The sequence below is a fragment of the Paraburkholderia sp. EG287B genome (genome assembly GCF_040965595.1).
Classification (GTDB): domain Bacteria; phylum Pseudomonadota; class Gammaproteobacteria; order Burkholderiales; family Burkholderiaceae; genus Paraburkholderia.
Genome location: NZ_JBFRCG010000025.1, coordinates 51,841 through 76,813, shown reverse-complemented (window position 1 = coordinate 76,813; position 24,973 = coordinate 51,841). Strand labels below are relative to the sequence as shown.

Sequence of the window (24,973 nt, the reverse complement as noted above, 5' to 3'; positions counted from 1 at the left end):
GCGGCGATCATCCGGTGGCTCGATTACGCCGATCCCGGAATGGCTCGAATATGCCGGTCAGTGACAGGAGGCGACTGATGCAAGATCTGACTTCGGAATTGCAAGAACTGCACGAAGCGAGTGACCATATCAGCGCGGCAACTTGGCGTCTGGTTGATCAGGCTTGCCGGGTGGAATTCCTGCAAGGTGCTGGCCTTGACGCCGTGGAAGCTCGCCGACTTCTGGAAAACATGTGGGACGCGCTGATTGCAATGTATCTTCACCGGTGTGCGATCAAGCAACGGCTTCGGCCGGAAGGCACCAGGAATCCTGCCGCCTTCGACACCTACGTGGTCACACGACAACTACCGATGGAGCGACTCGCCCTGCGAGTGCTTAAGCGTGCGTTGCGGGTCGCCGGTCAGCGTTCGCCGAGCGTCCGCACGTTAGCTAATCAATGAAATGCTGTCGCAATATGCGTCGCGATCTTGGGGACGCGAGCTTGCCTTCAAACGGACGAACGGTCGCTGGAATCAACAATCTGCCTTGATTTCGAAGAGATCGAAAAAAATGACCACCGACGCGCCTTTCGTAGATTCCGCCGAATTCACCGTGCAACAGCAACTCCACTCCTACAACGCACGCGATATCGACTCGCTCATGCAATGGTGGGCCGATGACTGCGAGTATTACGAGTTCCCCTCTCGGCTGCTCGAGCGTGGCGCTTTAGAGATTCGAGAGCGCCAAGTTGCCCGTTTCACTGAACCCAACTTGCTCGGTCGACTTATCCATCGCGCCGTACTTGGGAATGTGGTTTTCGATCACGAGCGCGTGACCCGGACATTCCCGGAAGGTACTGGCGAAATCGATGTGCTTGCGATTTACGAGGTCACCAACGGGAAAATTACGAAAGCTTGGTTTAGGATGGGAACACCGCAACTGCTCACGCAGATTCTAGGTGTTGCATCGACCGGTTGAATCCGCCGCCGGACCCCGTCCGACCCTCGAAGACGGCGCCATGGTCCGCCGTTGAATCGACACGCATCGGGCAGCAGTCGACCCACTCCCGCCATTCGACCCGGCGCCGCCTCGACGGCGGGTTTTAAACGTCAACGGACATTCGCGCGATCACGTCGGCCGGCGGTGGCTCTTGAGGTTTGTTCGGCGCCTGCCCCTGGCCCAGAAGCGTTCGGTTGATAGAAATGGATTGGGCGTTAAGCGCCTGCCCCGACATCACATCAGGCTCTGTCGGATCGCCGCCAAGCCCAGTTACTGGCCGCCAAACGGCTTTTTGACCGTCAACTTGTTGGTAACGGATGTGACGCCCGGAACGCCTTTCGCGATCTCGCTCACTTTGTCGATCTGCGATGCATCGACCACGGTGCCGTCGAGCGTCACTGCGCCGCCCTTCGCGATGACGCTGATGTTGCCAGCGTTGATCTCCTTGTTGTGCGTGACGATCGCGGAGTAGACCTTGCGGCGCAGCGCATGATCGGCTTTCCGGATGTCTTTCGCCGTCATGCTGCCCGAGGCCGCAACCGCGGTTCCGCTCGAAGCGGCGCTCGTTTCGCTTGCACCCGCCTGCGCCCAGGCATGAACCGATGCCAATACGATCAATACGCCGCCCGCAATCCCGAGCGCCCAGTTTGTTTTCATTGAATGCTCCACTTGTTATCTGTGTGGGGGAGTTCAGAAGCTATGGCGAATACCGACCATCGCCGCCGTGGTTGACCTGCCTTCCGGAACAGGCGCACCGTAGGTGATTGTCTGGCTCATGTTGCCGCGGTTGTTGACATAGCCGACCTGCGCGTAGCCGAGGGTGGTTTTGGACAGGTTGTATTCGGCTCCCAGCGCAAACTCGTTCGATTGACTGGATGAGTGGTTACGATCCTTCAGGTAATAAAAGCCCGAGGTGACCTTGAAAGTCGGGCTGAACTTGTAGCCGAGCCCCCCGGAAATCATCTCGAAGTTGGCGTGGCCACTGTTCGCGGGGTTCTTGCCGATGCTGTATGACGTTGACACGGAAAAATCGTGGAAGGTGTACTGCGCGCCCAGATACCAGAAGCGGTTGTTGGCCAGGCCGGTCGACGGCGCCGTGACGATTGTCGTGGGGCCCGTCTGCGTGAATGGATTCGTGTCGTGACCGTTGTAGTAGACAGCTGCCAGGTTCAGGCCATAGTTCGAATACTGCAGCACGGCGGACTCGCGCGTGCCGCCCTGGAACTGACCCGGAACGCCGCCGGGAGCATACTCGAGCGCAAGCGACGCGCCGTAGAACTTCGGCGACCGGTAGACGATCGCGTTGTCGTCGTACAGCGCGCCGATCGGGCCGTTCGTGCTGAGGCCCTGCCAGCCCGCGGCCTGGTTCATGCCTAGCCATGCGGTCAGGATACTGCCGAAGTACTGGGCGTTCCGTACGTCTGTATCTGCCATCGCATAGATCATCGGCACGATCTGCCGCCCCATGTCGATCGTACCGAACGGGCTCGATACACCCACCGTCGTCTGCTGGTTGAACAGCGCTGTGGCGCCCGGCGTGTCGGCCAGCCCGGGCTTGCCGTTCGAACTGTTGAATGCCCCCTGCAACCTGAAATTGACCTTGTAGCCACCCCCGATGTCTTCGCTGCCCTTGAGACCCCAGATGCTCGAATAGATTCCGCCATCCTTGAGCTCGTAGACATGGCCGAGGTTCACTTTCGACTGAAAGTTCGCTGCATTCGCACTCTGATACAACACCCCCGAATCGATGACGCCATACAGCGTCACCGATGACTGCGCGTACGTGGTGCCTCCCATTGCAGCCAGCACAGCCGCCACCAACCACTTCAGTTTCATTTTGTCTCCTGTTTGGTATATCCAAGCAACCCGTAACGACGTCCATCCGCGTTCGATACCAAGCAACCATCCGCCCGGAAATCAGACCAGCAGATAGTCATGGAACGCTTCACGCAGCTGGTTCTTCAGCACCTTGCCGGTGGCGCCCATGGGCAGCGCCTCGACGAACACGACCGCGTCCGGCATCCACCGCTTCGCAATCTGCGGTCAGGGATCTGCATGAAGCCGTCCGCATCGATCGTCGCGATATCGCCGGTCGGGAACCAGCAACTGCTTTTGCAGCATCAATCCGTTCACTCTAGCAATCCATTTTCTAAAACATCGCAGTTGTGGCGCGGCGTCAAACGGCACGCGAATGTGGGTCGGCGGCGTTCGACCGCCGCTGCGATTTCGGCCTTCTGCTGGTCAGTCATCTGATCCCATAGGCCAATCTCACGGAGCGTTCTCCAGCACCCCTGGCAGAACTGATCGTTCGGGTCCATCCGGCAGATATTGATGCAGGGATTCATGACGGGGTTGCTTCGGGTCATATGGCGTATCCGGTTAGATCACTACCCCTCCGTTGGGGCTGATCACCTGGCCCACCAGGTAGTGATCGCCAGCCAGCCAGGTCACCGTCGAGGCGTATTCCTCCATCGTGCCTAGGCGTCCGGCGGGTATCAGCTGCCAGAACTGGTTGCACTTTTCCTCGCCTGCGGCCTTGAAGTATTGGGTGAATTCGGGCGTGGCCACGCCGCCTGGCGCCATCGCATTGACGAAGATGTTGGCACCCGCTACCTCGGCCGCAACCGACTTCGTGAAAGCAATCACCGCACCCTTGGTCGCGCAATAGTGCGGACTGTGCGCGCTCATTGCCGACGTGCCGGCAATCGACGCGATGTTGATGATCCTGCCGTCGCGCTGCGGCTCCATCAGCCTGAGCGCTTCGCGTGTGCAATAGAAGAGCCCGTGCACATTGACATCCCAGTAGCGATGCCACTCCTCATCGCTGATGGTGCTGGTAAAGCCCAGTGACTGCCGCGGCACGGGCGTGGTGATGTAGGCGTAATGCTGGTTGCGGCGCTCCGTATCGACCGGCGTGTTTGGCACGCGCGCAGCATTGTTGACAAGGATATGCAGCGTGCCGAAGCGCCCGGCGATGGCGGCAAACAGCCGGGAGACTTCGCTGCTCGACGAGACATCGCAGCGTAGCGCGAGACACTGCGCGCCGGCTGCTTCCACCGCTGCGCGCGTTGCTTCGAGCGCTGGCATGTCGATGTCGCAGATCGCGACGTCTGCGCCCGCGCGGGCCAGGTCGATGGCAATGGCGCCGCCCATGCCGCGGCCGGCACCCGTAACAAGGGCGATACGCCCAGCCAGATTCTGACGTTGGTTTTGCATTCTCAGGATCTCGCAGGTTGAACATGTTCGGTTGAGGCAACGCGCTGCCTGCCTGAGGCGCGCGCCGCAAGGGCAAACCAGACGGCCGAGCTGATCGCCACCACATCGTTGACGAGCAGGATGCCCGTCAAGGGTGCGGTGCTGCCTGCATGCTTCAAATGGTCAGCCAGCATGCCAATGGCCACCGTGCCAATGGCGAGCGCAAATACATTGATCAGCAACATCGTGAAGCCAGTCACCGTCGAGCGCATCTTTGCCGGCGTCATGCTGGTTATGGCCGTCAGGGCTGAGCCATAGGCCGCCATCGGCAGAACGAATCCGGCACACATGCCGATATAGAACAGGGGCGAGCCAGCCGGTACGAATCGATATGCCAGCATCGACGGCGCGCAGACCAGGACGAGCAACGCCATGAAGCTTGCGTGTCCCCCGTGCAGGCGCCTCGCCGCGCGATCCCCCACTGCACCTCCCGCTGCCGCGCCGAGCGTGCCGAATACCAGCTGCAACGCCCCGATCCGTGTGGCAATACCGGCCGCATTCATGCCTCGCTCGTCGACGAGCCAGAGCTGCGTGAAGGAGAAGCTGGCAAAAACCAGATGCACCAGCACGAAACCGACAATCGTGAAAGCCAGTGCACGATTACTGACAACGGTGCGCAACACGGCGAGCGCCTGCTCGAGGAATGGTGCGCCGCGCTCCTGCGGCGCGAGTACGCTTCGGTCTTCCCTGAGCAGCGCCAGCGGCAGCGCAATCGCAATGCCAATCACGCCCAGCGCATGGAACGTGGACCGCCACCCGAGCGTGGCGCCAAAGCTGCCAGCAAGCAGGAAACTGCAGCCGACACCCAGCGGAATGCCCATGAAGAAGAGCCCCATTGCCGTGCCACGCCGCCTGCCGGAGAAGAGTTCAGCCAGCAGGGCCACTGCGGCAGGGACCAGCGCCGCCTCTCCGCTGGCAACGAAAAAGCGGGCCACCACCATCTGCTCGAAGCTCTGGGCGCGGCCCGACGCCAGGGTGCAAACGCTCCAGATCAGCAAACCGGCGGCGATGATCCGGGGGCGGCTGAAACGGTCGGCGAGCGTACCCATGAACATCGCCATCACGCCAAAACTCAGCACCCACACCGCGCCGGCGAGAAACCCGTATTGCGTACGGTTGAGCGCCAGGTCCCGGATGATCTGCGGCGAGAACCCCAGCAGCATGTTGCGGTCGATGTGCGCCAGCAGGTGGATCGCCAGCAGGGTCGCCAGGACGGCAGCGGGGCTTTTCTTCCAGAACATCATCTGTCTCCATGCCTGATGGGTTGGACTGCATGCGAGGCGCAGCATGTTGCCACCCCTGCACCTCGACATGCCGGTCAGGCAACCTTGCGTGCCGGCACGCCACGCTGCTCGGGTGCCCGGTTCGGCACCATGCCCAGCCTGTCCAGCGTCTCTTCAACCGACTTCCATTGGGTACCGATCTGGTAGATGTCGCGTGCCTCCGCCGCACTGGCGACGTCACGATTGAGTTCGCGCGCAATGCGCACCATCTGCTCGATCTGCTGCACGGAGGTCGCACGTTTGCCGTCCGGGCCGAGCAGCGTGTCCTCGATGCCGACGCGCACATGGAGGCCCAGCGCGATGGCCATCGTGTTCATCGGCACGACATTGCGGCCCAGCGTTTCGATCGTGAGCACGGCACCGTCCGGCGTGCGACGCGCGAACTCCAGCATGTCGGCCGGATGCAGCCCTGCTGCGCCGCCGCCGATGGCCACGTAATTGAGGTTGAGCGGGCCGGTATAGACGCCCTTGCGGATCAGGCGCTCGAGCGTTTCGAGCTGCGCGAGATTGCCCAGCATGAATTGCGGCTGGATGCCGGCGGCAAACAGCCGCCGGATGTGCTCGACATGCCACGACGGATTGGACGGCGAGATCATGTCGCGGTAAGCCGCCTGCAGTGCGGGGTTCATGAACGAGGTGCCGGCGATGTCGGCCTCGGTCAGCAACTCCATGATGTTCATCTGGCCCGTGTTGATCGCCACGGTCACCTGTTCGGGACGCGGGTCCAGGTCCGCGAGCATGTGGCGCGTGTCGTCGTTCGCCCATTTCGCCATTTCGCCGTCGCTTTCCGGTGCGAACGAGATCGAACCGCCGACCTGGAGGATCATCTTCGGCACCGCTTCGCGCAGAAGGGCGAGCATCTCGTTGAACTTCGACAGACGCTTGCTGCCCTTGCCATCCTCTTCGCGCACGTGCACGTGCAGCACCGTCGCGCCTGCGTTGTAGCAGTCCACGGCCTTCTGCACCTGTTCGTCCATCGTGACCGGGATATCGTCTGAATCACCGGGGATCCATTGCGGCCCGTACGGCGCCACCTGAATGACCAGTTTTTGCTGATTTTCAGGCAGCAGCGAGTCGTCCATGAAATGCATGATGTGTATTCCTTATCAAGAATGGGGTGGGTGTGTTGGTGGCGTCAGGCAGCGGCCTGCGCACCCTTGTTTTTTGCCTGCTCTAACGCGGCCAGCTCCTCCAGCAGGATTGGTGCGCCGAGACTGGACGAATGAATGCCGAGGACACTGACAGCCTGCAGAACCGCCGCGATCTCTTCCTTCGTGGCGCCCAGTTCGAGCGCCTTGCGGATATGGCGGCGCGTGCCCGGCGCATACATGTGCGTGCAGGACGAATCGACTGCGATGGCAAGGAACTCGAGCACCTTGGGTTCAAGCACCCCGGACATCATGGTGTGTGCGCCCATCGTCATGAATTTCTCGGCCCACACGGGATCGAGTTCGGCAATGGCATCCCACGAAGGATTCCAGTTGCCTGTGGCGCGCAGCTGATCGCACACTGTCGTGGCGCTGTGGTTCGTCTCATTGCTCATTGCCTGTGTCCTCGGTATTCCTGAATGAATCGGTACATTGCCCGGTGCTGTGCCAACGGAGACAAGTATCGGGGTTCGGCAGGAAGACGTTTGACGGATTGGGACAAATAATTTACATTCTGGGACACTACGGGAAAACGATATGTCCTATCTGCTTCGCAGTGCAGCCCTCACCAATTACGTCGAGGTGGCCCGGTCGGTGGGTCTCGATCCCTATCAGCAGTTGGGCGACGCAGGAATTGAGCGGTCTGTGCTGCTCGACCCCGACATCATGATTCGGGCCGAGGCGGTCGCGCGGCTGCTGGAGACATCGGCCCGGTCCGCCGCGGTCGAGGATCTGGGGCTGCGCATGGCCGAGACCCGCCACATCTCGAACCTCGGCGCGCTCGGTTTTGTGATGCGGGAACAGCCAACGCTGCGAAAGGCGCTGGAATCCGCGGCGCACTACCTTCGGCTGCAGAACGAGGCAGTGGTGATGCGTATCGAGGAATCGGAGGGTCTGGCGGTCATCCGCGAGGACATCGTGGGCGGCATACCGGGTTCGATGCGTCAGGCAACGGAGCTGGTACTGGGGGTCCTCTACCGCGTACTGGGCATGGTGCTGGGCGCCGCCTGGAAACCCCGCACCGTCTGCTTCACGCATCCTGCTCCGGCCGGCACGACGATTCATACGCGCGTATTTGGCGTGACCGTCGAATTCAACCAGGATTTCGACGGCATTGTGTGTCTCGCGTCCGATCTTGACGCCGCGATCCCTGCCTACGATCCGGTCATGGCGCAGCAGGTGCGCCGCTACCTGGATTCGATGCTGCTGCAGTCCAGCTCGACGATGCCCGACAAGATCAGGAAGCTGATCGTTGCGCTGCTGCCGTCAGGCACCTGTTCGGACGATCGGATTGCGCAGCATCTGGGCATGGATCGCAGGACTGTGCATCGCCATCTCGCACCGTACGGCGAGAGTTATCTGTCGCTTGTCGATTCGGTACGGGTAGAGATGGTGAAGCGCTATGTTGGCAGTGGCAACAGGCCGCTGTCTGAAGTCGCCTCGCTGGTTGGCTTCTCATCGTTGAGCGCGTTCTCCCGCTGGTTCAGCGGTCGCTTTGGTTGCAGCGTTTCGACGTGGCGCCGCGAAGAGGCACAACGAAGCGCAAGTGCCGATGATAAGTTCGTTTAGCGCTGCAAGCGCATTGGTCTGCGAATGATGGGAGCAGGATGGGCGGTTTGGTCGAGGATGCAACGAGTTTGATCATCGGTGGACTGTCCGTTTCCCGAGCTGAGCCAACGTTCGAATGTCCGCCAGAAAGCGCGGTCGAACGGCCGTAGGTGGCCGAGTCTTGCCACCTCATTGCAGGGCTGGAATCAGGGAGGATTCGAAGCGCCTCATGCCGGAAGGAGCTATCCCGGCGACTTCAACCATTTCGCATGCGCGCAACTAATGCGACCAAGCGAGCACTCATTTCCTTGGCCGGCAAGTGCGCGAGCCAGCCGTGACCAGGAAGCAGCCATTCGAAACGATACACGGCCAGCTTGCTGAGCGATTCGGTGAGCTCGGTCCATGAGTACCAGCACGCGTCCCTGAATGCGACCAGGTCCTGCTCGCGTGGGCTCCAGGCAAGCGAATCACCCGAGCAGAGATTGCGATCGTCGAGGAGATACACGACGCTACCCCGAGTGTGACCGGGCACGGGGATTGCCTGTACGCCCGCCGCAATGGTCGGCGCCGACACGTCGTCGAGTAGATCCGTTGCATAGGGGGTAGCCGAGCTGTCCTCCCGGTGAATCCAGACGCGCGCGCCGAATCGACGCGCGTATTTGTCGGCGTCTGCGACGTCGTCACGATGCGTCAAAAGAATGTGTGCGACGCCACCGGCGTCGTCGAACCATTTGACGAGCTCTGCCGCATAGCGCGGTGAGTCGATCAGCAGATTGCCGTCCGCACGCGAGGCAAAATAAGAATGTGCGCCAAACGATGAGCGTGAGTTGAATCCGCAGCGCCACACGCCCGATGTGATCTGCTGTGGAAAGATCACCGCGTTCGGACGAAGCTGCTTCGTTTCGCTGCGTACCGATGCTGTCGGGCATACGAACACCGCACGCCAGGCAGCAAGCTGCTCTTCCGGCGTGCCGGGCTGCCGAACGAAGATACTTTTGTCGTTTCGCTCGACGATCAGCCCGGGCGCGACATGACGCGATGCACCGCAATTGATGCACGCTGTGTCGATATACCACTCTCCAGGCACAGAGTCGGTATTGCGTGGTGGCTTCATTCGATGCTCCGGTCCTGACAACGCATGGCAACCTCACAGTCCCATCATAGACCTTCAACCATCAAGACACGACCGGAGCAACGGGTTGGCAAAGTCCAAAATCGACGGGGCCGTAAGCGCCCTGGCGACCGTCCAAGCGGATAGCGTTGACACGCCCCACGAACCGGGCGGCGGGCTGTATCTTCCAGCCGTACCTCAATTTTCGAAGCGTTCGAAATCGAAACCGTCTCTTCGGTGTCCAACGCGAGCCAACTCACGAAACGTCTGTACGACGGCGGTGCAATACCGGGTCGCGACGTGCCCGATACACCACAAAGACCATCCAGAGCACGAGCAAGCTGAAGCTCCACCATCGTAGATATGATCCCCATCCCCAGATGAGCGACCCGAACGCCGAAAGCGTTAGCCCACGCTTGGCGGCCAGGATGTCGCTCAGAACTTCACCGGACTTGAATATCGCGCCCGTGTCTGCGCGGGCGATAACCAGATCGGTCACGGTGTGCTCAATGTACGGGCGTGATGCCAGCAGAAGCCCGATGATCGTCGCTATCGATCCGGACCGTTCGAATAGATCCCAATGTCCAGAGGCTTGCGCAATGCAGGCGCATATGATTTCCGGACAAACAGCCAGCGCAATCATCGCGATGCTCCAGGCGACGTAGCCCTCCGGCGCCCGCAGCACTCCTTGTTGAGGATTGCTGACGCTGCGGTTCACAGGCTCTTCGTTCAAAATATGCTCTCCAATTCATCCACGGGCTCATGCTTTCCTCGACGATCTTCGCGATCTCGACATCGGCCTGCTCCGTACTGCGCGAAGGCAACCGTTCGATAGACCGCGTTTATCTCCGCACTGAGCCTCGCATCCAGTTCCGCGGCCAACAAATTGCGAGCTTTGTCGACCGCGAACATGAAGTTCTGAGCTTGCTCAAAATGTTCGTTGACATAGCTCATCGGCGCGTTTCACGTGTCCGATGTGCAGCTTATCTGACTTGTCAGCTATATTCAAGATTTTTTGGCAAGCTGCCGGTTTGAGGAGCGGACAGTGACGCCGGTCCCGTTGAAGGGCCGTGGCGCGCTCGTCACCGCTTCAATCGCCCCTTCACTGCAGCGTTGTCGAAGCTGCTTGCCGACGCACGCACGCCGATGCGTGAATGTCGGCGCTATAAGTCCTTCGATCCGGCCTCGCACGAACGTCCGTTGTTTGATGCGGATCTGCCGTTTAGTGCCCTTCTGAGCGCGCGGGCGAACAGCTCCAGTTGGCCGCACAGCGCCCCACGACTGAACGCAACGATCATTCCGGCTCGAGATTCATCCATTTATCGGCGATCGAAGACACGGCATCGGTCAGAGCGCAGGATCGTTCCTCATCCATTGTCTGGCCGCTCCGCAGACTACATTTACTTTACATCCCTGGCACGACAAAACTTAGAATGACCGGCCGGCCTTATTTGACCGCTCTCTGGTCGCGAGGAACCCCCGCGCGTTTTTTCCCGAACAATAGGCAACAAATTATGAAATTGAGGACTGGTCGCCGCACAGATATCGCGGGTCTGCGCAGCCGTGATCAGCAAGGGTTTGCGTTTAAAAGAATTATCGTTCGTGGTTGCGATGCTCGGCGTGCTGGCCACACTGATCGCCCTGAAGGTCATGAGTGGCCCGGAAGGGGTGAAGCGTGTCGCTGCGAAACAGGACGTCGACACGATCATGCAGGCGCTGACGCTATACCACCGCGACAACGGCCGCTATCCAACCCAGGAGCAAGGCCTGCGGGCGCTGACCGAGAAACCTGCTACTAGTCCGGTGCCGACCTTCTGGAAGGAAGGCGGCTATCTCCAGCGTTTGCCGAACGATCCATGGGGCAACGCGTATCGGTATCTCAATCCGGGTGTGCATGGTGAGATCGACGTATTCAGCTACGGCGCCGACGCAAAGCAAGGCGGTGAGGGTAACGACGCCGACATAGGCTCGTGGGAATAGCCGGCTCCCTTTCATTGCGTACCCGCTGCTTACCGCAACGGCGTCCGTATGTCCGACTATGTGTCCCGTGTTGTCATGCGTGGACTCAGCGAAGGCGATGCGCGACCGACGTGATCTCGCTCGAAAGGCACGTCGTAGGGGTGTCGCCGCTGTTCGAACGTCCGCGCGAAGGTGTGGGCCAGCGCCTGTCGATGACCGAACCCGGAGGTCCATCGAAAGCCCGTGCGCAGCGGATCGCATTGGCCGGCGAACTTACGTAGTCGACCCCGTTGCAGCCACCAGGTCCGCAAGGACGGCGAGGCCTGTTCTCAGCACTTCATCAGCCATTCACCTGGGGGAAGCGAGTGCGGCTCGGCGGCCAAATCAGTCGCACGCGGGACTGCCACAGCGACCGCCATCATTTCTCTTGCCGCATTGATGGCGTAAAGGTGATTCCTACCAGCAATCCTTCTGGCCCGATGAAGCGACTGACGGTCTGGCCCCACGGCTCATTCCGGTTGCTGACCAGCATCCGATACCCTCGTGATTCAAGTTCTGCCGTAGCCGCTTCGACATTGCCGACATCAAACTCAATCCAGGCTTGCGGGATCGGTACGTCACGAGGCCACGAATCCGTGCCGAAGCACGACTGAGCGGCCTGGGAGAGCGGCCACAAGGCGAAAGTGTTTGCGCCTTGCAGACTCTCCGTATGGAGGTAGCCGCCTTTCTCTTCCTTGAAGGGAATACCGAAGGCCCGACTGTAGAGTTCGCGGCTTGCCTGGGCTTCAATGACAATCGGGCCGAAGCCTGCGACGAACAAGGCCGTGGCTTTTGGGATCTTTTCCATGATTTCTCCTTTGCCGCGAATGAGCGGCGCCATGAGGAACGAACATGTCCCCCCGCGCCCGTCGAACTGATGTGGCGGCCGGCATTCAGGTAGCGCGGAGCATGGATGAGTGTAGGCTTGTTTCGAGTGGCCGACAGGCACACTCGGCCGTCCAGCCGTGGGCGAAGGATGGGCCGCACGCGTGCCGTTTCTTCGCGATGCCGGCATTGCGTGCGGCAGCCGCTGCGCAACAGGGGGCAACCTCCGCCTCCGTGGAAGCATTCTTTCCGAGACTCGCGCTCCCATAACAATGAAGCGGCGGGATGTTTTCCGGCGCTCGAAAAATCATTGCTCAACTATCCCGGTGGTGTTTCACCGACCATCTCACCAGGGAAGCGGACCCGCTGCGTTCGAGAAACTGCCAGTCGGCCCGTTTGCATCAAGAAGCGCCAGGCGGACCGGTTCTCGTGCCGCATCCTCAACCGGTCCAGCTCCTGGGGCATAGTTGCTCAAATCAGTTGCGGTAAACCCCGGACAGACTGCATTGACCTTGATGCTGGTTCCCCCAGCTCAATGGCGAATGCCTGCGTCACAGCATTGAGTGCGGTCTTCGAGGTCTGATAAACCCCGACATACAGGCGCGAGTAATCCGATGGGTTGTCCTTGAGCGTGAGGGAGCCACCCGCGCTCGAAACATTGACGATGCGGCCGGCCGGTGCTTTTCGAAGAAGCGGTAGCAGCGCCTGCGTAACGGCGACAACGCCAAACACGTTTGTCTCGAACACGAAACGCATGTCGTCAACCGATACACGGCTGACCTTGTCCGCGACCTGAATTTCTTCGATAGGCGTCCCCGGTTTGATAGGACGTGAGATACCCGCGTTGTTGACCAGCACATCGAGACGTCCCAACGTGTCCTCGATCTGCCTCGCCGCGGCGGCAATCGACGCCTGATCCGTCACATCGAGCTGGATGGGCTGGGCGTCTGCACCAACGCTCTTCGCGGCCGCCACGCCCAGGTCCAGCTTGCGTGCACCGATGAGTACCTTGAAGCCTTTGACGGCTAGGTCCTTGGCGATCTGAAGGCCAATTCCTTTGTTTGCGCCGGTAACGAGCGCGACGGGTGTGCTGTGCATGTTTGCTCCGTTCGAAAATGATGGGCGAGCGCGATTCGCTCACGGTAGAATGTAAGTGGAACGTCGCTCCGGTTCGGACTATACGGAACCTTGTTCCGTTTATCAAGAGGAAAATGAGTTGAGTAGCAAGACGAACAAGTCCGCAAACGAAAGTGCACCGCGCCCCGTACGCGCAGACGCGCGACGGAACATAGAAACGCTCCTCCGAACGGCGCTGGCTGTTTTCGAATCCTCGGGAATCGATGCTCCGGTGCGCGAGATTGCGCAAAAGGCTGGGGTGGGCATCGGCACGATCTATCGCCACTTCCCGCAACGTTCCGACCTTGTCGTGGCCGCGTTGTGCAGTGAAGTGGACGCGTGCGCGGATGCTGGTGTTGAATTTGCCGCCACGCTAGGCGCCGGCGAGGCGTTAGTTGGATGGGTCGAGCATTACGTGGAATTCGTGACGAGGAGACGCGGTCTTGCTGCCGCCCTAAATTCAGGCGATCCCGCCTTCAAGGCTTTGCCTGTTTATTTCCTCCAACGGCTCCGCCCCATAGTTCAGGGTCTCCTCGACGCTGCGATAGCTGCGGGCGAAATTCGTAAAGGTGTCCAACCGGACGAGCTCCTGTGCGCGGTGGGCGCCCTGTGCGCCCCGTTTGAATGTCCCGACCCACCGGACACACGGAGGCTGGTGACTCTGTTTCTCGACGGATTGCGCTATGGCGCGGGCCCACAGACTTCTAAAGCACTACTAAAGTGAGGCTGCGAGCGAAAGACCGTCCGAGGAAGGCATATGGCCGCCTTGCGAGCACGAACAGACGTCCGAATGTCCGAGCTAGTGTCGTGGCGAACGACTCTTCCTGGCCGACCACTGCCCGAAGCGGCCGAACAAGATCACTATGTCGTGAAAACCTGGGCACCGAGCCCGACGAGCCGGGAGCCGTCACGCAAAGCCATTCCGGATTGCACCGAACCCGGGGCGATAATTAGCTCCGCTCCGGATCACGAAGCTCCGACGTCATGTCAGTCAGGATGTTTTGCCGCGTATTCAGTGATGCTCCACTCTGGACATTGGACGCGCCCGATTCGCGCCATCTCACGTCGCCCGGCGCGCCCGCACACGCGCCAGCGTGACGTTCTGTGGGCTCCCGGCCCAGACTGCGAGCGCGGAGTAATTGTCGGCGTGCGGCGCGCTGCCCGCATGACGGATCGCCTCGTGCTCGATCAGCGCGGCCCAGTCGTCGACGGTATGAACGACGCGCAAGCGATCTTCGAGTGCATCCTCCGCGACGGATTGCCAGAGCCCATCGGTGCAGAGCAAGAACACATCGCCATCTTCGAGCACGTGCGGCGGGCTGATCGCGGGTGCAATCTGGCCGCGCATGCCGAGCGCCATATGCAGCCAGGCGGGATTGACGCCGTCGCCTGGCAGGCCCGAGTCCAGCAGCTGCTGCCGCACGCTATGATCGCGCGTCTGTTCGATCAGCGCGCCGCGTGCGAACCGGTAGAGCCGGCTGTCGCCGAGATGGACCCATTGCGCCATGTCGTGCCGCCGGTCGATGAAGAGCGCCACGACGGTCGCACTCATGCGGCCGCGCTCGCGGTCGCGCTGCTGCATCGCGAGGATCGCGGCGTGTGCTTCCTCGATGCACTCGAGCAAGGTGTGCGCGAGCGTGCGGCCGGTGTCCTGCGCCCGGTGGAGGATGCGCTCGACGGCGCAACGCGAGGCGATTTCGCTGCCAGGATTACCGGAGACGCCGTCGCTCACGACAAAGCAGGCGTAGTCGTCCGTGATCGTGTAGCCAAGCGCATCCTGGTTGCTGTCCCGCTGTCCCGCGCGCGAGAACTGGGCACACGAGAGATTCATGCGTCGGCAGAACGCGCCGGGCGGCGTCGCGCGTGATAGTTCCTCACCTCGTCGTCGTACGCGCGCAGGAAGGCCCTGCCGAATACGGCGCTGAAGTCATCCTCCACGGCGAGCATCGTCTCGTGGTGCATGCGTTCATAGCGATGCCACAAGCGCACCTTGCGCAGCATCGGGACGAGCTGTTCGTAGCGGGTCGGTTCGCTTCGTTCGGCGAGACGTGAGGGCGAGAAGCGCTGCAGCAGGTCGTTCAAGGCGGCGCGCATGCCCGCGACCATGGCGATCTGGTGCGCCTGCAGGTCGTGGAACGCGTCTTCCACGGCGCCGGGCGGCGTCATGAAGCCGGGGAACGGCAGGCCGAACATCTGCCGTAGCGCCGCACTGCCATCGGGCAGCAGCTTCAGCGGGTTGTTCTCGCGATCGAGCAGCACAGTCATGTCGGCTTTCACTTCGCGTTTGAGGATGCTGCGCGAGGAGAGCAGCTCGACGGTGCCATTGGCGAACAGCGCGAGCAGTTGCCCCGCAGTGTGCAATTGCTCGGTTGACCAGTCGCAGGTGGCCTTGTCGAGACCCGCGCCGCGCAGGAAGGCGGAAAGCAGGGCGTCGGCCGAGTCGGGCGCCGTGGAGGCAGTGTCCGCATCCGCCGAAGCGGTGCTGGTCGACGGCGACGCGGTTGCGCTTTTTGCGTTGCTTCTGTCGCTCGCGGCAGCCGGTTTTTGGGCGGCCGGCTGAGGCGCGGGTGGCAGTGCATCGCGCTCACGCCCGGCGTCCGGCTTTGCGAACGCGCTCGTGCGCAAAGGCGTATCGGCCGCCCGCTCGATGGCGCTGCGCATCGCGAATTGCGCCGCCTGCGTCGTAACGGGTTGCGCCATTGACGAGTCGGCACCGCCCGAACGTGCGAAAAGCGCGAGGGGATCGGTGGGGATGGGCGGCGTGTCGTCGAGCGCGGCGGTTGCCGTGCTTTGCCTCGCGCCCGATTGCGCGCGAGGCGTAGCGGCCGCGCTTGCACTCGTCGCACCAGCGTTGCCGCCAACACCCGCCTGCGCACGCAACACATACGGGCCGATGCGGATCGCGTCGCCGGATTCGAGCGCATGCTCCTCGGTGTATTCGAGCGGCGTGTCGTTGATCTCCACCACCGAGACGCTGCTCAGATTCTTCAGCACGCAGTGGTCGCCGTCGATCTGCAGCAGCGCCTGCAGCCGCGAAACCTGACGCGTTTCGTCGGGCAGCACCAATTGGTTGTCGGCGTTGCGTCCGATCGTGCCGCCCGGCGGACGAAATTCCACGCTGGTTTCGGCGTGGACCGGTTCTCCTGCGTACTCGATGACGGTCAATTGCATGATGCGGACTGAATCACATAAAGACGGATAAAAAAGCGCGCAGCGCGGGACGGTCTATCAGGAGGGTGCCACCTTGCGGCGCGCGGCGTCGAATGCGGGTCCCCAGATCGGGTGTCCCTTCTCCGCGGCGGACAATTCGAAATGCGGATCGATCCGCAAGATCGCCTCGAACTCCGAGCGGCACTGCGCAACGCGGTTCGTCACGCAGTAGCTGAACGCCATCAGCTTGTGCGCGTCGATCTGCGTGGAGCGGTCGCCGTCGACGAAGGCGTTGCTGTTGCGTAGCAGCTGGATGGTGCGCGGGTAGTCGCCCGCAGCGTACGAGTCCTGTGCGGCAGCAACGGCATTCGCGGCGGTGCGTTGCGCGGGCGACAGGCTCGTGCAACCGCCCTCGGCAAGAAGTGTCGCGGCCAGGGCCAGTAAAAATGCGCCCGCGAGGGCAGCCCGCGTGCGACTCGCACGTAACAAGTTCCACGTAATCGGCCAGGTCATTTTCGGCGATCCGGTATTTACTTCTTCATGCGAGCCATGAAAGTAATTTCTACGGCCCGTGAAATTTTTTATAGAGGTGGCATTCGGATAGCGTTGCGATCACGAATCGTACGAACTATAGTCTAGTCACCTGAATTTTCATCATATGAATTATTACTCGTGAGACACGGCCGGCGATAGATTAATTTAATTCCGCGAATATTCGAAAGGCATTGCCCCAATTCCGCTTGTTGACGTGGAAAATTTCGGGGCAAGCGTTCCGGGAGCAGAGACTTCCAACCCCTGAATTCAGGCATGAATGCAGGGGCGGGGGACGTTTTTGCCTTTGAATTTGCAACGAGAATTCGCGCTGATTCAGAGGGTTTGGACGGTATGTACGGAGTGCCATTTAAGCGCGTGCATAATCCACGCGAAGGGATATATTTTGCCCTTTTATTATTGTGCGGGTGCGCATCGACAGAGAAAGATCTGCCGGTCCCTTATGCCGTCACGTTTCAGGTGGCGGCTGACGTTAATCGCGACTCGCAAAACCGGCCTGCTCCTGTTGCATTGCAAACGTTTCAGCTCAAATCCGATAATAATTTCAGGAGGGCGGATTATTTTTCTCTGCAGAACAAGCCTGAGGACGCGCTGGGCGCGGAACTGGCGGGCACGGACCGGATCGTCCTGAGACCCGGAGAGTCGCGCACGCTCCACTACACCGGCGGCGAATCGGTGCGCAGTCTAGGCATCGTGGCAGGCTATCGCACCCTCGAAAAGCGCCGCTGGAAAATTACCGTGGCGCTGCCGCAGCCCGCCAGCACCAATCTGTTCAAGTTCTGGCAGGGCAAGCCATCCGAAGCGCATTTCGTGATCGTGGTGCAGGGCGACGGGCTCGTCGCGACGCCGGCCGGCGGTGACGCACGATGAACGACCGCATGAATCCTCCTGTTGCGCCTGCCACGGGCAGCGCCGGACTGCGCGACCGGGTGGTGTGGTCCGAAGGCATGTTTTTGCGGCCGCAACATTTTCAGCAGCTCGAGCGCTATTTCGAGCGCTATGTGCACTTGCGCTGCGCGCCGCTGCAGCGCTTCCTGTGGGGCTTCGCATCGCTGCAGATCGACGAGGAGGCGCTGGCGCTTGGCAAGGTGATGCTGCGCGCGGCAAGCGGCATCCTGCCGGACGGCACGCCGTTCGACTTCTCGCATCTCGACGAGGCGCCCGAAGCGCTCGAGGTGAGCGCCGATGTGCGCGACGCGACGGTCGTGCTCGCGCTGCCGGCGTTGCGCAGCAGCAGCGCACAGGTGACGTTCGGCGGCGGCGAACGCATGCTTGCGCGCTATCTGGCGCACGAAGCCGAGATCGCCGATGTCAACGAGGTCCGGCTGGAGCCTGCGCTGGTTCAGTTGGGACGACTGAAGCTGAAGCTCGCGCTCGCCGCCGAGGTGGACGACGACTGGCACGCAATGGGTGTGCTGCGCGTGGTGGAGCGGCGCACTGACCGCCAGCTGGTGATCGAGGAAACGTATATTCCGCCGCTGCTCGACGCGCATGCCCACCCGCAGCTCGCGGTCTATGTGCAGGAGCTCGACCGGCTGCTCTCGCAACGCAGCGAGCTGCTGGCGGGGCGCCTGGCGCAGGCGGGGCGCGGCGGCGTGTCGGAAGTCGCCGACTTCCTGCTGTTGCAGCTCGTCAACCGTTACCTCGCGATCGCGTCGCACACGGCGCAAACGCCGGGTATTCACCCGGAGCTGCTGTTTCGCGACTGGCTCAAGCTGGCCGCCGACTTCGCCACCTTCACGGCGGCTTCACGGCGGCCCGAGGTGCTGCCGGTGTATCAGCACGACGACCTGCGCGCGACCTTCGGCGCGCTTTTCGCGGAGCTGCGCCGCTCGCTCGCGACAGTGCTCGACCAGCACGCGCTGCAGATCGCGCTCGAAGAAGCGGGCAACGGCGTGCGGGTCGCCGTGATCGCCGACCCTTCGCTGCTGCGCGATGCGGGCTTCGTGCTGGCCGTGCGCGCCGATATTCCCGCCGAGAGCGTGCGTGCGCGCTTTCCGTCCCAGATCAAGCTGGGCCCGGTGGAGCGCATTCGCGATCTGGTGCAACTGCAGTTGCCGGGCATCGCCGTGCGGCCGCTGCCGGTCGCGCCGCATCAGATTCCCTACCACGCTGGCCACAGCTACTTCGAGGTCGACAAGGGCGGCGACCTCTGGCGCCAGCTCGAACGCTCGGGGGGCCTCGCGCTTCATCTTGCGGGCGATTTCCCGGGCCTGGCGATGGAGTTCTGGGCGATCCGCGAGATGCGCGCAGGCGGCATGCGCGCAGGCGACACGCGTGAACGGGACATCCGATGAATCCGCTCAACGATCCCGTCTCTGCCGAACGCGCTTCCGGACACGGCGCTTTCACGACTTCGCGTTCCGGGTTCGGCCCGGCGCCTGGCGACGAGGCGTGGCAGGCGGACGCGCTTCACGAGCAGGCGCACTGGTTCCCGGGCCCGGCAGCTTCCGGGGATGGCGGCAACCCACTCGTCGCCGCGGCCAACGCGCTGCTGAATCTGATTCCGCAGATTCGCTACACCGTGCACCACCCGAACCCGGCGTGGCTGCGCGAGCATCTCGCCAACGAGATCCGCCAGTTCGAACAGCGCGCGCGCGATGCGCTCGCCTCGCCCGAGCAGATCGGCGCGGCGCGTTATTGCCTGTGCACGGCCCTCGACGAAGCCGCGGCGCTCACGCCATGGGGCGGAACGGGCGACTGGTCGGCGAACAGCCTGCTCGTCGCGTTTCACAACGAGACGTGGGGCGGAGAAAAATTCTTCGAACTCCTCAATCGTTTGATGCAGCAGCCGCGCGAGCAGCTGAATCTGCTCGAACTGCTTTACTACTGCCTCGTGCTCGGCTTCGAGGGACGCTATCGCGTGCTCGACAACGGCCGCGCGCAGCTCGACGACCTGCGGCACACGCTTGCGCGCACGATCCGCAGCGTACGCGGCGACTACGACGCGGCGCTGTCCACGCATTGGCGCGACGAGATCGCGCGCGAGGACCCGCAGCGCTTCGCCGTGCCGCTCTGGGCCTGCGCCGCGTTGACGGTGCTGCTGGGCTTCGGCGTCTATGTCGGGCTCGATCTCGCGCTGGCCGGCCGCTCCGACAAGGCTTTCGCGATGATTGGCCGCCTCCAGGTGCCGAGCGTGCGCCTCCAGGCGGCCGAACCGCAGGCGGTGCGCCCCGTGCCGCCGCCGCGCCTTGCGGGCTTTCTCGCTCCGGAGATCGCCGAAGGTCTCGTGGAAGTGCGCGATCTCGCCGACCGCAGCGTGATCGTGCTGCGCGGCGACGGGCTCTTCGAGTCCGGATCCGCCACCGTGATCGACCGTTATCAGCCGACGCTCGCGCGCGTCGCCGCAGCGCTCGCTCAGGTCCCTGGCGCGGTGGTCGTGGCCGGGTACACGGACAACGTGCCGGTGCATAGTGCGCGCTTTCCGTCGAACTGGGACCTCTCGGTCGAGCGCGCGCAGGCCGTCGCGAGCATCCTAGCCGCGCGTCTTGGCGACAGCACCCGCGTGCGCGCCGAAGGGCGCGGCGCCACCGATCCCGTTGCGCCGAACGACAATGCGGCGGACCGGGCGCGCAACCGGCGCGTCGAGATCACCTTGCGCGCCGCGCCGCCGAAGCTCGCGACGCCGGGCTCGGGAGACGCTCCGTGAGCCGCGTCGCGAGTTCCGCGTGGGGCGGGGTGCGTGCGCTGCTGGGCGCGCGCGTCTGGGCCGTGATCGGGCTGGTCGCGCTCGCGGCGCTCATCTGGCTCGTCGGACCATTGATCGCGGTGGGTGCGTACCGGCCGCTCGACAGCGCCGTGGCGCGCGTGCTCGTCATCGTGCTGCTGTTCGCGGTGTGGGCCGGCCGCGCGGGGTATCGGCACTGGCGCGCCGCGCAGCTCAACGCGCAGTTGCTGAGCCAGTTGCGCGAGCCCGTGGAAGCGCGCGCCGCGCCTGCGGAGGAAGTGCCCCACGCCCAGGAGCTGCGCAGCCGCTTCGACGAGGCCGCGCGCCTGTTGCGCAACGCACGGCTCGGCGCCGCGCAGGGCGGGCAGGGCACACAGGTCGCTCAGGGTCTGCGGGGACGCACCCGGCGCTGGTTCGAAGGGTTCACGCGGCAGTATCTCTATCAACTGCCCTGGTACGTCTTCATCGGCGCGCCGGGCTCGGGCAAAACCACGGCGCTCGTCAACTCGGGGTTGACGTTTCCGCTCGCCGAGCAGTTCGGCAAGGCCGCGATCCGCGGCGTGGGCGGCACGCGCCATTGCGACTGGTGGTTCACCAACGAAGCCGTTCTGATCGACACGGCCGGCCGCTATGCGACGCACGAAAGCAATCGGGCGCTCGATCAGGACGAGTGGTCGGGCTTCCTCTCGCTGCTCAAGAAGTATCGTGTGCGCCAGCCGCTGAACGGGGCGCTGCTCACGATCAGCGTATCGGATCTGCTGGGCGCGACGGAAGTCGAGCGCACCGCGCACGCCATGGCGCTGCGCAAGCGACTGCAGGAGCTGCGTACGGAGCTCGGTATCCAGTTGCCGGTCTATGTGCTCGTGACGAAGGCGGACCTGCTCTCCGGCTTCAACGAGTATTTCGCGCGCTTCAATCGCACCGAGCGCGCACAGGTGTGGGGCTTCACGATCGCGCTCGCCGAGACCGAGGCGCGCGACTTCAGCCTGCGTACGGTGTTCGATCGCGAATACCGGCTGCTGCACCGGCGCCTGAACGACGCGCTGCCGGAACTCTTCAGCGCCGAACCCGACGCGCGCAGGCGCGAGCTCATCTACTCGCTGCCGCAGCAGTTCAGCGGCCTGCAGGAGGTGCTCGGACAGTTCGTCGAGCAGGTGTTCTCGAGCTCGCAATTCGATTCGATGCCGCTCCTGCGCGGCGTTTATTTCACGAGCGGCACGCAGGAAGGCACGGTGTTCGACCGCGTGATGGGCGGCATCAAGCGCTTCCTGAAGATCGACGGCGCGCCGCCGGCGCCTCATGCGGCGGCTAGCGGGCGCAGCTTTTTCCTCAAGGACCTGCTGCAGGAACTCATCTTCAAGGAGGCGCGGCTCGCCGGCACCGATCTGCGCTGGTACCAGCGCCAGCGCATGCTGGCGCTCGTGGGCTACGCGCTCCTCGCACTCCTGCTGACGGGCGCGCTGGCGGCGTGGGTGGGCAGCTACGCACGCAACCGCGCGTACCTCGCGGCGATCGAGGCGAACGTGCCGCAGATCGATCACGCGCTCCAGGGCGTGACCATCACCGACGCCGACAATATCGCGCGCGTGCTGCCCATGCTCGACGCGATTCGCAACATCGCGCACGTGGATGGCGTCGATCCGGCCAACCCGTCGCTCGCGTACCGCTGGGGACTCTTCCAGGGCGACAAGGTGCAGTCCGCCGCTGAGAACGTCTATCACCGCGCGCTCGACGAACTGCTGCTGCCGCTCGCTGCGCGGCGCCTTGAAACGGCGGTGCGCGACGCGCCGCCCGACGACCCCGCCTATCTCTACGCGGCCCTCAAGGCGTATCTGATGCTCCACGACACCGCTCATTACGATCCGGATTTCGTGCAGGCGGTCCTGGATCTCGAGATCGCCTCGGCGCCGGGCGCGAATCTCACGTCCGCGCAGCGCAACGATCTGCGGGCGCACATGGCGGCGCTCTTCGCGGGCCGCGTGGTGGTTTCGCCATTTGCGCAGAACGAGCAGATGGTGGCCGGCGCGCGCGAGAAACTCACGCGCCTGACGTTCGCGCAGCGCCTCTATGCGCAGCTCGCGCGCACGCTGCGGCCCGCCGCGGCGGCCTGGGACGTGAGCGCGGCGCAGATGGCGGGCCCCTCGGGCGCACTGGTGTTCCGGCGCGCGAGCGGCGCGAGCCTGAGCGACGCCGTGCCGGGCCTGTTCACCTACGATGGCTACTGGAAGGTCTTCGACCGGCGGCTCGCGGCGGCGGTCGATGCGTTCGGCCGCGACGAAGTCTGGGTGCTCGGGCTGAGCGCGCCGGAAGCCGCGACGCCGGCGCAGGTGAGCGCGCGGGCGAAGGACGTGCGCTCGCTCTACTTCGACGACTACATCCGTCGCTGGGACGGCTATCTCGGCGATCTGCGCTTGCAGAGCACGTCGACGCTTGCGCAGACAACGCAGATCGCCCGCATTCTCTCGTCGCAGGACTCGCCCCTCGCGCGACTCGCCGATGCCGCCGCGCGGCAAACGACGCTCTCGCAGAGCGTGAACGCGCCGGGCGGCGCGAGCGGCCTCGCCGCGAACGCGCAGGACAAGGTGAACCAGGCGCGTGAATCGCTGGCGCAGATCCTGGGTCAGCCGCAGGGCGGCGGCGCCGCAGCGGGCGAGTCGAGCCGCCCCGAAGCGGTGGTCGACGCCCACTTCGCGGACCTGCGCGAGTTCAGCAGCCTCGCGGCGGGCGGCGCCGGCGCGAATGGCGCAAGCGGCACGAGCGCGGCGCTGGCGGCCGTCCTCAAATCGATCGACGGACTCTATACGTGGCTCACGGCCGCCGACGCCGCACTGCGCGGCGGCGGGACCCCGCCGCAGTCGGACAGCGCCGACCAGATCCGCGCCCAGGCGGGCCGCATGCCCGCGCCGTTCCGGCAGATGCTGGGCGACCTCGCGAACGCCGCGCAGAGCAACGTGACGCGCAACGTCGACCAGAATCTCGCGCAAAACGCGTCGGTCAACATCGGCGACTTTTGTCGCCAGGCGATCGCGGGGCGCTATCCGTTCGCGCACGCTTCGACACGCGACGTGGCGCCTGGCGACTTCGCGCGCGTGTTCGCGCCGGGCGGCCTGATGGACGACTTCTTCCAGAAGAACCTGCAAAGCCGCGTGGACGCGAGCGTCCAGCCGTGGCGTTTCATCGGCGGAGCCGGCGCGTCCGGTGACAGCGCGTTGCTCGCCTCGTTCGAGAAGGCCGCGGTGATACGCGACGCGTTTTTTCCCGGCGGCGCGCGCGAGCCGACCATCAAGGTGGAGATCAAGCCGCTCGACATGGACCCGGAAATCTCCGAATGGACGCTCGACGTGGACGGCCAGCAGGTGCGCTACGCGCATGGGCCCCAGGCCGCCGTCACGGTGCAGTGGCCGGGCCCGCGCGGCATGAACCAGGTGAGCCTGCAGATCACCGATCAGTCGGGCGCGACCGATGGCTTCACGATCCAGGGGCCGTGGGCGCTGATGCGCCTGTTCGATCGCGGCGCACCGGCACATGCTCAGGCATCCGAACAAATGGTGGTTGGCTTCAACGTGGATCATCACGCGCTCGCCATGCAGGTGACGGCGGACAGCGTGCGCAATCCCTTGCGTCTTACCCAACTGGAGTCGTTCTCGTGTCCGGGGAAATCATGAACGGTGCCTGCATCGGCGCTGAATTCGGGTTGCCGGCGTGGTACGGCAAGTTGCCGGGGGCGGGCGACTTCGTGGGCCGCCGCATGCCGGGCCAGCTCGCGCGCACCTGGGAGCGCTGGCTCGCGCAGGGCATGGCCTCCGCTCGCGCGGGCCTCGACGTGCGCGCGCCGGTCTGGCGCTTCGCGATTCCCGCCGGCAGCGGCGACGGCTGGGTGCAGCTCGGTTGCGTCGCGCCGAGCCACGATCGCGTCGGGCGGCGCTATCCACTCGTCGTCTCGCAGGCCATCGCGCCGGCCGCTCACGCGGGCTACGGGAGACCCGGCGAGCCGGCGCTCGCTTGCGCCGACGCGCGCATCCGGGCGATGGACGCCATCGTTCAGGACGCGATCCGCCGCGCGCATGGGCCGGAGGAGTTCGATCTCGCGCTGGCCGAGGGGCTGCGCGACGACGCGGCGCGCGCCCCGCGAGACGGCGCGCGCGACGGCGCCCGCGAGGCCACCGCCGCGGACGGGGGCTGGCCGAACCTGTGGGAATACTTCGACCCGAACGGCATGACGAGCTTCTGGTGGACCGATGCCGGAGACGGCGCGCCGCGCACCGACGTCCACACGGGTGGGCTCGACACCGCGCTGTTCCAGCGGCTCTTCGGCGAGCCGGGCAGAGGCGAGCGATGAGAC

At 63.5% G+C, this 24,973-nt stretch carries 24 protein-coding genes and 2 pseudogenes; 10 read left to right on the top strand and 16 right to left on the bottom strand.

What is annotated here, in order from left to right; all coding sequences use genetic code 11:
* Positions 1 to 77: 77 nt before the first annotated feature.
* Together AB4Y40_RS35790 and AB4Y40_RS35785 are read left to right on the top strand one after the other, a co-directional pair.
* Entirely contained in the window at positions 78 to 440 is a 363-nt protein-coding gene (locus AB4Y40_RS35790) for a hypothetical protein (RefSeq protein WP_368691880.1), read from the top strand.
* Between the two features lie 109 nt (positions 441 to 549).
* A complete protein-coding gene (locus AB4Y40_RS35785; protein ID WP_368691879.1) occupies positions 550 to 957 on the top strand; it encodes a nuclear transport factor 2 family protein in 408 nt (135 codons plus the stop codon).
* Between the two features lie 291 nt (positions 958 to 1,248).
* Here the strand turns inward: AB4Y40_RS35785 and AB4Y40_RS35780 are convergent, their stop codons facing one another.
* The 8 genes and pseudogenes from AB4Y40_RS35780 to AB4Y40_RS35745 all read right to left on the bottom strand — a co-directional run bounded on the left by AB4Y40_RS35780 (position 1,249) and on the right by AB4Y40_RS35745 (position 7,059).
* Positions 1,249 to 1,635, bottom strand: coding sequence for a BON domain-containing protein (locus AB4Y40_RS35780; protein WP_368691878.1), 387 nt, complete (start codon positions 1,633 to 1,635; stop codon positions 1,249 to 1,251).
* Positions 1,636 to 1,668: 33 nt separating this feature from the next.
* On the bottom strand, positions 1,669 to 2,814 hold the full coding sequence (locus AB4Y40_RS35775) for a porin (RefSeq protein ID WP_368691877.1): 1,146 nt from the start codon (positions 2,812 to 2,814) through the stop codon (positions 1,669 to 1,671).
* A gap of 81 nt (positions 2,815 to 2,895) precedes the next feature.
* A pseudogene (locus AB4Y40_RS35770) lies at positions 2,896 to 3,080 on the bottom strand (hypothetical protein); the annotation flags it as partial.
* 27 nt (positions 3,081 to 3,107) lie between these two features.
* Positions 3,108 to 3,344, bottom strand: a complete 237-nt coding sequence (locus AB4Y40_RS35765; protein ID WP_368691876.1) for a DUF1289 domain-containing protein — start codon at positions 3,342 to 3,344, stop codon at positions 3,108 to 3,110.
* 13 nt (positions 3,345 to 3,357) lie between these two features.
* Positions 3,358 to 4,194 (bottom strand): SDR family NAD(P)-dependent oxidoreductase, encoded by an 837-nt coding sequence (locus AB4Y40_RS35760; RefSeq protein WP_368691875.1) that lies wholly within the window; start codon positions 4,192 to 4,194, stop codon positions 3,358 to 3,360.
* Positions 4,195 to 4,196: 2 nt separating this feature from the next.
* Complete coding sequence (locus AB4Y40_RS35755) at positions 4,197 to 5,477, bottom strand: MFS transporter (RefSeq protein WP_368691874.1); 1,281 nt, start codon at positions 5,475 to 5,477, stop codon at positions 4,197 to 4,199.
* 74 nt (positions 5,478 to 5,551) lie between these two features.
* A complete protein-coding gene (locus AB4Y40_RS35750) occupies positions 5,552 to 6,607 on the bottom strand; it encodes a 3-keto-5-aminohexanoate cleavage protein (protein ID WP_368691873.1) in 1,056 nt (351 codons plus the stop codon).
* Positions 6,608 to 6,651: 44 nt separating this feature from the next.
* On the bottom strand, positions 6,652 to 7,059 hold the full coding sequence (locus AB4Y40_RS35745) for a carboxymuconolactone decarboxylase family protein (RefSeq protein WP_368691872.1): 408 nt from the start codon (positions 7,057 to 7,059) through the stop codon (positions 6,652 to 6,654).
* Between the two features lie 142 nt (positions 7,060 to 7,201).
* On the opposite strand from AB4Y40_RS35745, the gene AB4Y40_RS35740 reads away from it, so the two are divergent.
* Positions 7,202 to 8,233 carry an AraC family transcriptional regulator gene (locus tag AB4Y40_RS35740; RefSeq protein WP_368691871.1) on the top strand — a complete coding sequence of 344 codons (1,032 nt, stop codon included), beginning with the start codon at positions 7,202 to 7,204 and terminating at the stop codon, positions 8,231 to 8,233.
* A 235-nt stretch (positions 8,234 to 8,468) separates the two neighbouring features.
* Here the strand turns inward: AB4Y40_RS35740 and AB4Y40_RS35735 are convergent, their stop codons facing one another.
* From AB4Y40_RS35735 to AB4Y40_RS35725, 3 genes are all read right to left on the bottom strand, one after another.
* Positions 8,469 to 9,326, bottom strand: a complete 858-nt coding sequence (locus tag AB4Y40_RS35735; protein WP_368691870.1) for an MBL fold metallo-hydrolase — start codon at positions 9,324 to 9,326, stop codon at positions 8,469 to 8,471.
* Between the two features lie 253 nt (positions 9,327 to 9,579).
* Complete coding sequence (locus AB4Y40_RS35730) at positions 9,580 to 10,056, bottom strand: hypothetical protein (RefSeq protein WP_368691869.1); 477 nt, start codon at positions 10,054 to 10,056, stop codon at positions 9,580 to 9,582.
* The gene (locus tag AB4Y40_RS35725; RefSeq protein WP_368691868.1) at positions 10,053 to 10,277 is read right to left on the bottom strand and encodes a hypothetical protein; all 225 of its coding nucleotides are present in this window, start codon (positions 10,275 to 10,277) and stop codon (positions 10,053 to 10,055) included. Before AB4Y40_RS35725 ends, AB4Y40_RS35730 begins: the two co-directional genes overlap by 4 nt.
* Positions 10,278 to 10,934: 657 nt before the next feature.
* On the opposite strand from AB4Y40_RS35725, the gene gspG reads away from it, so the two are divergent.
* Entirely contained in the window at positions 10,935 to 11,303 is a 369-nt protein-coding gene (gene gspG / locus AB4Y40_RS35720; RefSeq protein ID WP_368691917.1) for a type II secretion system major pseudopilin GspG, read from the top strand.
* 397 nt (positions 11,304 to 11,700) lie between these two features.
* On the opposite strand, the gene AB4Y40_RS35715 is transcribed toward gspG, so the two are convergent.
* Positions 11,701 to 12,129, bottom strand: a complete 429-nt coding sequence (locus AB4Y40_RS35715; protein ID WP_368691867.1) for a VOC family protein — start codon at positions 12,127 to 12,129, stop codon at positions 11,701 to 11,703.
* A 363-nt stretch (positions 12,130 to 12,492) separates the two neighbouring features.
* A pseudogene (locus tag AB4Y40_RS35710) lies at positions 12,493 to 13,244 on the bottom strand (SDR family NAD(P)-dependent oxidoreductase).
* Positions 13,245 to 13,362: 118 nt separating this feature from the next.
* Here AB4Y40_RS35710 and AB4Y40_RS35705 point away from each other — a divergent pair.
* Complete coding sequence (locus AB4Y40_RS35705) at positions 13,363 to 13,986, top strand: TetR/AcrR family transcriptional regulator (RefSeq protein WP_368691866.1); 624 nt, start codon at positions 13,363 to 13,365, stop codon at positions 13,984 to 13,986.
* A 336-nt stretch (positions 13,987 to 14,322) separates the two neighbouring features.
* On the opposite strand, the gene AB4Y40_RS35700 is transcribed toward AB4Y40_RS35705, so the two are convergent.
* The 3 genes from AB4Y40_RS35700 to AB4Y40_RS35690 are packed head-to-tail and all read right to left on the bottom strand — an operon-like array spanning position 14,323 to position 16,925.
* Positions 14,323 to 15,093 (bottom strand): PP2C family serine/threonine-protein phosphatase, encoded by a 771-nt coding sequence (locus AB4Y40_RS35700; protein WP_368691865.1) that lies wholly within the window; start codon positions 15,091 to 15,093, stop codon positions 14,323 to 14,325.
* A complete protein-coding gene (gene tagH / locus AB4Y40_RS35695; RefSeq protein WP_368691864.1) occupies positions 15,090 to 16,433 on the bottom strand; it encodes a type VI secretion system-associated FHA domain protein TagH in 1,344 nt (447 codons plus the stop codon). The genes AB4Y40_RS35700 and tagH overlap by 4 nt, the downstream gene beginning before the upstream one ends.
* A gap of 57 nt (positions 16,434 to 16,490) precedes the next feature.
* Positions 16,491 to 16,925 carry a TssQ family T6SS-associated lipoprotein gene (locus AB4Y40_RS35690; RefSeq protein WP_368691863.1) on the bottom strand — a complete coding sequence of 145 codons (435 nt, stop codon included), beginning with the start codon at positions 16,923 to 16,925 and terminating at the stop codon, positions 16,491 to 16,493.
* Positions 16,926 to 17,219: 294 nt separating this feature from the next.
* Between AB4Y40_RS35690 and tssJ the strand changes: the two genes are divergently transcribed.
* Genes tssJ through tagF form a run of 5 tightly spaced genes read left to right on the top strand, consistent with a single transcriptional unit; the run spans position 17,220 to position 24,970 of the window.
* Entirely contained in the window at positions 17,220 to 17,834 is a 615-nt protein-coding gene (gene tssJ, locus AB4Y40_RS35685; RefSeq protein ID WP_368691862.1) for a type VI secretion system lipoprotein TssJ, read from the top strand.
* Positions 17,835 to 17,842: 8 nt separating this feature from the next.
* Positions 17,843 to 19,261, top strand: a complete 1,419-nt coding sequence (gene tssK / locus AB4Y40_RS35680) for a type VI secretion system baseplate subunit TssK (RefSeq protein ID WP_368691916.1) — start codon at positions 17,843 to 17,845, stop codon at positions 19,259 to 19,261.
* Positions 19,258 to 20,613 carry a DotU family type VI secretion system protein gene (locus AB4Y40_RS35675; RefSeq protein ID WP_368691861.1) on the top strand — a complete coding sequence of 452 codons (1,356 nt, stop codon included), beginning with the start codon at positions 19,258 to 19,260 and terminating at the stop codon, positions 20,611 to 20,613. The genes tssK and AB4Y40_RS35675 overlap by 4 nt, the downstream gene beginning before the upstream one ends.
* A gap of 29 nt (positions 20,614 to 20,642) precedes the next feature.
* On the top strand, positions 20,643 to 24,296 hold the full coding sequence (tssM, locus tag AB4Y40_RS35670) for a type VI secretion system membrane subunit TssM (protein ID WP_368691915.1): 3,654 nt from the start codon (positions 20,643 to 20,645) through the stop codon (positions 24,294 to 24,296).
* Positions 24,293 to 24,970, top strand: coding sequence for a type VI secretion system-associated protein TagF (gene tagF, locus AB4Y40_RS35665; RefSeq protein ID WP_368691860.1), 678 nt, complete (start codon positions 24,293 to 24,295; stop codon positions 24,968 to 24,970). The genes tssM and tagF overlap by 4 nt, the downstream gene beginning before the upstream one ends.
* Positions 24,971 to 24,973 lie beyond the last annotated feature (3 nt).

What these genes read in the sequence shown, in the direction of transcription:
- AB4Y40_RS35790 (WP_368691880.1), top strand. Translation starts at nt 78, where the DNA reads ATGCAAGATCTGACTTCGGAATTGCAAGAACTGCACGAAGCGAGTGAC.
- AB4Y40_RS35785 (WP_368691879.1), top strand. Translation starts at nt 550, where the DNA reads ATGACCACCGACGCGCCTTTCGTAGATTCCGCCGAATTCACCGTGCAA.
- AB4Y40_RS35780 (WP_368691878.1), bottom strand. Translation starts at nt 1,635, where the DNA reads ATGAAAACAAACTGGGCGCTCGGGATTGCGGGCGGCGTATTGATCGTA.
- AB4Y40_RS35775 (WP_368691877.1), bottom strand. Translation starts at nt 2,814, where the DNA reads ATGAAACTGAAGTGGTTGGTGGCGGCTGTGCTGGCTGCAATGGGAGGC.
- AB4Y40_RS35765 (WP_368691876.1), bottom strand. Translation starts at nt 3,344, where the DNA reads ATGACCCGAAGCAACCCCGTCATGAATCCCTGCATCAATATCTGCCGG.
- AB4Y40_RS35760 (WP_368691875.1), bottom strand. Translation starts at nt 4,194, where the DNA reads ATGCAAAACCAACGTCAGAATCTGGCTGGGCGTATCGCCCTTGTTACG.
- AB4Y40_RS35755 (WP_368691874.1), bottom strand. Translation starts at nt 5,477, where the DNA reads ATGATGTTCTGGAAGAAAAGCCCCGCTGCCGTCCTGGCGACCCTGCTG.
- AB4Y40_RS35750 (WP_368691873.1), bottom strand. Translation starts at nt 6,607, where the DNA reads ATGCATTTCATGGACGACTCGCTGCTGCCTGAAAATCAGCAAAAACTG.
- AB4Y40_RS35745 (WP_368691872.1), bottom strand. Translation starts at nt 7,059, where the DNA reads ATGAGCAATGAGACGAACCACAGCGCCACGACAGTGTGCGATCAGCTG.
- AB4Y40_RS35740 (WP_368691871.1), top strand. Translation starts at nt 7,202, where the DNA reads ATGTCCTATCTGCTTCGCAGTGCAGCCCTCACCAATTACGTCGAGGTG.
- AB4Y40_RS35735 (WP_368691870.1), bottom strand. Translation starts at nt 9,326, where the DNA reads ATGAAGCCACCACGCAATACCGACTCTGTGCCTGGAGAGTGGTATATC.
- AB4Y40_RS35725 (WP_368691868.1), bottom strand. Translation starts at nt 10,277, where the DNA reads ATGAGCTATGTCAACGAACATTTTGAGCAAGCTCAGAACTTCATGTTC.
- gspG (WP_368691917.1), top strand. Translation starts at nt 10,935, where the DNA reads ATGCTCGGCGTGCTGGCCACACTGATCGCCCTGAAGGTCATGAGTGGC.
- AB4Y40_RS35715 (WP_368691867.1), bottom strand. Translation starts at nt 12,129, where the DNA reads ATGGAAAAGATCCCAAAAGCCACGGCCTTGTTCGTCGCAGGCTTCGGC.
- AB4Y40_RS35700 (WP_368691865.1), bottom strand. Translation starts at nt 15,093, where the DNA reads ATGAATCTCTCGTGTGCCCAGTTCTCGCGCGCGGGACAGCGGGACAGC.
- tagH (WP_368691864.1), bottom strand. Translation starts at nt 16,433, where the DNA reads ATGCAATTGACCGTCATCGAGTACGCAGGAGAACCGGTCCACGCCGAA.
- AB4Y40_RS35690 (WP_368691863.1), bottom strand. Translation starts at nt 16,925, where the DNA reads ATGACCTGGCCGATTACGTGGAACTTGTTACGTGCGAGTCGCACGCGG.
- tssJ (WP_368691862.1), top strand. Translation starts at nt 17,220, where the DNA reads ATGAATGCAGGGGCGGGGGACGTTTTTGCCTTTGAATTTGCAACGAGA.
- tssK (WP_368691916.1), top strand. Translation starts at nt 17,843, where the DNA reads ATGAATCCTCCTGTTGCGCCTGCCACGGGCAGCGCCGGACTGCGCGAC.
- AB4Y40_RS35675 (WP_368691861.1), top strand. Translation starts at nt 19,258, where the DNA reads ATGAATCCGCTCAACGATCCCGTCTCTGCCGAACGCGCTTCCGGACAC.
- tagF (WP_368691860.1), top strand. Translation starts at nt 24,293, where the DNA reads ATGAACGGTGCCTGCATCGGCGCTGAATTCGGGTTGCCGGCGTGGTAC.